The organism is Synechococcus sp. B60.1 (genome assembly GCF_047462555.1).
Taxonomy (GTDB): domain Bacteria; phylum Cyanobacteriota; class Cyanobacteriia; order Thermostichales; family Thermostichaceae; genus Thermostichus.
This window is the reverse complement of the sequence record NZ_JANSJN010000178.1, coordinates 1-2,182: the sequence shown is the minus strand read 5'-3', so window position 1 is coordinate 2,182 and position 2,182 is coordinate 1. Positions and strand designations below refer to the sequence as shown.

The window sequence follows — 2,182 nt, the reverse complement described above, 5'->3', positions numbered from 1 at the left end:
AGGCCCGTGGTTGGCTTGCCAACTGCAGGGCTACCGTTCGCGTCAGCGGCGCGTAGCGCTTAAAGCCCGCTCCGTACCGCTTAGCGGTCGGAGTCAGGTAGTTTACTTTCGGTGATAGAATCACAGCACGCTAGGAGTGTCTGGGGGTTTTGCCCCAGGCTGAGATTACATCCTCAGAACCTGATCTGGGTCATACCAGCGTAGGAAAGCGAGCACTGGAGTTGACAACATGCGCAGCGAATGGGTTGCCCGTCGGCGTGGGCAAGCAAATGTAACGCAAATGCACTTTGCCCGGCAGGGCGTGATTACAGAAGAGATGGACTACGTGGCTCGGCGGGAAAACCTGCCACCGGAGCTGATCCGCTCAGAGGTGGCGCGGGGCCGCATGATCATCCCTGCCAATATTCATCACACCAACCTAGAGCCGATGTGCATCGGGATCGCCTCCCGCTGCAAAGTCAATGCCAACATCGGCGCTTCCCCCACTTCCTCTGGATTGGCCGAGGAGCTGGAAAAGCTGAAATTGGCCATCAAATACGGCGCCGATACCGTTATGGATCTGTCCACCGGCGGCGGCGACTTGGACGAAATTCGCACGGCCATTATCCAAGCTTCTCCGGTGCCCATTGGCACGGTGCCGATCTACCAGGCCCTGGAAAGTGTGCATGGCAATGTCGAAAAACTCTCGGCAGAGGATATCTTGCATATCATCGAAAAGCAGGCCCAGCAGGGGGTGGACTACATGACCATCCATGCCGGGATCCTGATCCAACACTTGCCGTTGGTGCGCAACCGTCTAACCGGAATTGTCTCTCGCGGAGGCGGGATCCTGGCCCGTTGGATGTTGGCCCACCACAAGCAAAATCCGCTCTACACCCGCTTCCGCGACATCATTGAGATCTTCAAAAAATACGATGTTTCTTTTAGCCTGGGCGATGCTTTGCGACCCGGATGTCTGCACGATGCTTCTGACGAGGCCCAGATGGCGGAGTTGAAAACCCTGGGACAGTTGACCCGCCTGGCCTGGGAACACGATGTGCAGGTGATGGTGGAAGGGCCTGGGCACGTGCCGATGGATCAAATTGAGTTTAACGTGCGCAAGCAAATGGAGGAGTGCGACGAGGCTCCTTTCTACGTTTTGGGGCCGCTGGTAACCGATATTGCCGCCGGCTATGACCACATCAGCTCTGCCATTGGGGCGGCCTTGGCCGGCTGGTACGGGGCAGCGATGCTCTGCTACGTAACCCCCAAAGAACACCTGGGCTTGCCCAATGCCGAGGATGTGCGCAACGGCCTCATTGCCTACAAAATTGCCGCCCACGCTGCCGATATTGCCCGCCACCGTCCTGGGGCCAGGGATCGCGATGACGAAATGTCCAGAGCCCGCTACAACTTCGACTGGAACCGACAATTTGAGTTGTCTTTAGATCCAGAGCGGGCGCGCGAATATCACGACGAAACCTTGCCGGCAGATATCTACAAAACGGCGGAGTTTTGCTCGATGTGCGGGCCGAAGTTCTGCCCCATGCAAACCAAAATGGATGCAGAAGCCTTGAGCGAGCTAGAACGATTCCTGGCCACCCAGCCAACAGCCTAAGCGTTGGCCTGGCCTTGGCTTGACATGAGGTTGAAATTGATTGGATCCCATCTCTGCTCGCTGGGGAGTGGAGAGGGGATCCTCCCCCAAGCTATGCTGGATTACAGGAGAACCCTTGCAGTTGGCTCCATTGAGCGGAGAGAGAACCATGGCACTTAGGCAACTCGGGCATGTCGCCATCCGGGTAGAAGACATCCCCAAAGCAGTGGAGTTCTACCAAAAGCTGGGCATGGTCAACGTCTGGCAGGATCCCGACTGGGCCTACATGAAAGCCGGAGACGATGGGCTGGCGCTGTTGGGGCCGGGCTACCGGGCAGCAGGGCCGCACTTTGGCTTTGTCTTCAGCACCATGGAGGAGCTGGAGGAGCAGCATCGCCGCCTGCAAGCCCAAGGGATCCCGGTAGGGGCCATTCACAGCCATCGGGATGGCACTGCCTCTTTCTATGGCAAGGATCCCGATGGCAACCTGTTTGAGTTTTTGTACGAGCCGCCAGGCACTTTTGACCAAGCTAAGGCTAAGCCAGCCGAGGCAACTGCTTGAGGTCTAACCAGAAAAAGGCGGCGCAAGCTCTGAACTGCCATCGC

At 57.6% G+C, this 2,182-nt stretch carries 2 protein-coding genes and 1 riboswitch; both genes read left to right on the top strand.

Translation table 11 applies throughout. The annotated features are described in order from the left end of the window. The first annotated feature begins 122 nt into the window (after positions 1-122). Positions 123-224, top strand: a riboswitch (TPP riboswitch). 5 nt (positions 225-229) lie between these two features. After that, a complete protein-coding gene (thiC, locus tag NW863_RS12795; RefSeq protein ID WP_414366822.1) occupies positions 230-1,597 on the top strand; it encodes a phosphomethylpyrimidine synthase ThiC in 1,368 nt (455 codons plus the stop codon). A gap of 148 nt (positions 1,598-1,745) precedes the next feature. Beyond that, entirely contained in the window at positions 1,746-2,138 is a 393-nt protein-coding gene (locus tag NW863_RS12790; RefSeq protein ID WP_414366821.1) for a VOC family protein, read from the top strand. Positions 2,139-2,182: the final 44 nt, after the last annotated feature.

What these genes read in the sequence shown, in the direction of transcription:
- NW863_RS12790 (WP_414366821.1), top strand. Translation starts at nt 1,746, where the DNA reads ATGGCACTTAGGCAACTCGGGCATGTCGCCATCCGGGTAGAAGACATC.
- thiC (WP_414366822.1), top strand. Translation starts at nt 230, where the DNA reads ATGCGCAGCGAATGGGTTGCCCGTCGGCGTGGGCAAGCAAATGTAACG.